Consider the following 3,355-nt stretch of genomic DNA (forward strand, 5'->3'; position numbering starts at 1 on the left):
GGTGTGGGGTGTGGGGTGTAGGTAAGGAAACCTCTTTCGTCCCTGGTGGTGAAAATTTTTTCATCGGGACTGTCTCCTGTTTTTTCACAACAGAATCCTGTTTCTTCCCTGCTGTCTCCTGTCTCCTGTCTCCTGTCTCCTGTCTCCTGTCTCCTGTCTCCTGTTTTTTTACCACAGAATCCTGTTTCTTCCCTGCTGTCTCCTGTCTCCTGTCCCCCGACTTGCCAGTGGGAATTTTTGTCCGTCTGCTATCGGCGAATTTTTTCTTTAAAGAGCGCAATTCTTTTTTCAGAGACTTGAGAAACTCCTGACGGTTATGGAGAAGGGTTTCTAACTGTTGAATTTTTGTTTGTAATTCCGTCGCTTCCGTCTCTAACTTTTGTCTTTCCAAACCGGTTAAACGACGTAGGGGCATAGCCAAGATAGAATCAGCTTGTGCGTCACTAATGCCCAATTCTGCCTGAAAACGATACTTAGCCGTCGTCCCATCGGGAGCATTTTTGAGAATATCCACCACTCGATCGATATTCTGCAAAGCTAATAATAAACCCTCGACTAGGTGTAAGCGATCGCTGGCCTGTTGCAACTCATCGCCATACTGACGGGTGAGAGTTGTTTCTCGAAAGCGCAAGAATTCCTGTAAAACTTGTTTTAACGATAACTGCCGGGGTTGATTATCGACTAAAGCGAGGATAATTGCCCCAAAATTAGTCTGTAGGGCCGTTTGTTGGTATAAAGCCGCCAAAACCTGCTGCGGTTGACTTTCCCGCTTTAATTCAATCACCACCCGAATGCCTTCGCGATTACTTTCATCGCGGATATCGGCAATTCCCTCCAATTTCCCTAAATTGACTAATTCGGCGATTTTTTCGATCCATGCCGCCTTATTCACCTGAAAAGGCAACTCAGTAACCACAATTGCCGTCCTTTCCCTTCGGCGCTTGCCCTCAATGATAATTGTTTCAGTTTTCGCCACTCCGCGCACGGGAATAATCCCCCTACCGGTGCGATAAGCCTCCCGAATGCCGGTATCATCTAAAATCTCGCCTCCCGTGGGAAAATCCGGCCCGGGGATAATTTCTACTAACTTTTCCTCGCTTAAATCGGGATTATCAATCAAAGCGATTAAACCTTCCACCACTTCCCCTAAATTATGGGGAGGAATATTAGTCGCCATCCCCACCGCAATACCTGAACAACCATTAAGAATCAGTATCGGTAACTGAGCGGGTAAAACAACGGGTTCCTGTTGAGAATTATCAAAATTACTGCTAAAATTAACGATAGCTTCGCTAATTCCCCCCAAAACCGCCTGATCACCGATGCCGGCCAAACGGGTTTCTGTATAACGCATGGCCGCCGGGGGGTCGTTATCGATCGAACCAAAGTTACCATGGCCCGATAAAAGTGGGTAACGACTGGAAAAATCCTGTACCATACGAACCAGTGCCTCGTACACTGACTGATCGCCGTGGGGATGATATTTACCCAAGACATCCCCCACCACCCGCGCACATTTGCGAAAAGGGCGATCGGGAGTTAAACCCAGTTCGTGCATAGCGTATAATATGCGACGATGCACTGGTTTTAGTCCATCGCGTACATCCGGCAAGGCTCGCCCCACGATCACACTCATGGCATATTCTAGATAGGATCGTTCCATCTCTTGGTGTAAGGCCGTGGGTATAATTTGACCACTAGCTAAGAAATCCAGTTGTTTGGCCATGAGTCTCTCGTTTTCAATCTGTCTAGCTGTGAATCATAAGGCATTTTGCCCGTTTTAACCTTGTTTATCCCTGAGCATCCCTATGACGACTGTTTTGATTGTAGAAGACGACCCGATTAATTTTCGCGTTTTTGCCAAAATTTTGACCAAACGAGGTGGTCTAGAGGTTAAAGGGACCGAAGACGTGGAAGAAGTGCTTCGTATTGCTCGGGATAAGGAAGCGGACGTGATCTTAATGGATGTCTCCCTCTCCCATAGTGTCTATGAAGGGAAAGCGGTAGATGGCATTAAAATCAGCCAAATTCTCAAAGCTAACCCCGAAACCGCCGATTTACCCGTTATTATCGTCACCGCTCACGCTATGGAGGGCGATCGAGAGAATTTTCTCAAGCAGAGTCAGGCCGATGGTTATATTTCTAAACCAGTGGTTGATCACCAAGCTTTTGTTGATCAAATCTTGGCGATCATCGATCAGAAGCTGGTCTAAGCTTTGAGTCTTCTTTTGTTAGTATATCAGTATTGATCTAGGGTTGGCTGAATAAATCTAAAAACCTTATTGGGTAAGACTTTTAGACTTTTTGTCAATCAAAAAGTACCGGCGACGGAAGTGATTGGGGGGAAAATCCCTGGACTTTTCCCCTGAAAATTAGGTAATTGACCCCCTCAAAATCTGTAAAACCCTACACCCCACACCCTGTCCCCACAAGAAACTTTTTGCCGCAAACCCTACTTAATCCTCCACTCTGCCATAGATGGCGTAGGCTCGATCGAGCGACCAGGCCCACATCTGATCCCCTAGGGAAAAATGCCACCATTCCCCCTTATGTCGGCTAAATCCCGCCTCCTCCATCACTTTAGCCAATAAAACTCGTTTTTGATGATAACTCTGTTCTCGCGGGCTTTTTGCGGCGATATAATAATCGGGATGCGATCGCTCACTGATCTCATCGATTTCTCCCCCCATGTCGATGGCTTGTCCCTTCTCGTTCACCAGGGTAATATCGATCGCCGCTCCGGTACTATGGGGAGGCGGAGTGGCGGCATTATCGCTGGGAACCGCCCAAATAGTGTAAACTTCTGTTAAAATCGCTTGACTTTCTGCCTCCGATAGTTTCTCTTTGGCTAATCCTTTTGTGTCTAGGAGAGTCTGAAAACTATAATCGACCATAAATTGTTGCACTTCCACCGGTCGATAGGCATCAAAAATCAAAATTTGCCAACCAGGTTGATAGACTTGCAGGCGGTTTTGAGCGTCAATCAGAGCATTTAACACCCCTTGTCGCAAAAAATAGGGAGATTTACCCCGATAATTAGCCCCTAATTTCTCGTAAGCATGGGGAGAAGGGATAACAAATTTATCTGCGGGTATAGGTACTAGGGGTTCCCCACATTCACGAATAGGAATTTTTTGGTAGGGTTTCATCTCGTCATCGGGAAACAGTAATTTTATTGATGGTCCACTCGATCGCCAGTTTACATAGGGTTTGCGGCAAAAAGTTTTTCGTGGGGGTAGGGTGTAGGGTGTGGGGTGTGGGGTGTGGGGTTTTACCCATTTTCAGGTGGTCAATTACCTAATTTTCAGGGAAAAAGTCCAGGGATTTTCCCCCCAATCACTCCAATGGTCGGCAC

Annotated in this window: 4 protein-coding genes; 1 reads left to right on the top strand and 3 read right to left on the bottom strand. The window is 46.6% G+C overall.

The window, feature by feature from the left end:
* Nucleotides 1-1,726: DNA gyrase/topoisomerase IV subunit A (locus PX482_RS04705; RefSeq protein ID WP_288122137.1), on the bottom strand; the 1,726-nt coding region annotated here is incomplete at its 3' end.
* Nucleotides 1,727-1,808: 82 nt separating this feature from the next.
* On the opposite strand from PX482_RS04705, the gene PX482_RS04710 reads away from it, so the two are divergent.
* Entirely contained in the window at nucleotides 1,809-2,213 is a 405-nt protein-coding gene (locus PX482_RS04710) for a response regulator (RefSeq protein WP_012268160.1), read from the top strand.
* Nucleotides 2,214-2,456: 243 nt separating this feature from the next.
* Here the strand turns inward: PX482_RS04710 and PX482_RS04715 are convergent, their stop codons facing one another.
* Both PX482_RS04715 and PX482_RS04720 read right to left on the bottom strand, forming a co-directional pair.
* Nucleotides 2,457-3,149, bottom strand: a complete 693-nt coding sequence (locus PX482_RS04715) for a M15 family metallopeptidase (RefSeq protein ID WP_125731132.1) — start codon at nucleotides 3,147-3,149, stop codon at nucleotides 2,457-2,459.
* Between the two features lie 4 nt (nucleotides 3,150-3,153).
* Nucleotides 3,154-3,279, bottom strand: coding sequence for a hypothetical protein (locus PX482_RS04720; protein WP_288094062.1), 126 nt, complete (start codon nucleotides 3,277-3,279; stop codon nucleotides 3,154-3,156).
* Nucleotides 3,280-3,355 lie beyond the last annotated feature (76 nt).

The sequence above is a fragment of the Microcystis sp. M53602_WE12 genome, from assembly GCF_030065455.1.
GTDB classification, from domain to species: domain Bacteria; phylum Cyanobacteriota; class Cyanobacteriia; order Cyanobacteriales; family Microcystaceae; genus Microcystis; species Microcystis aeruginosa.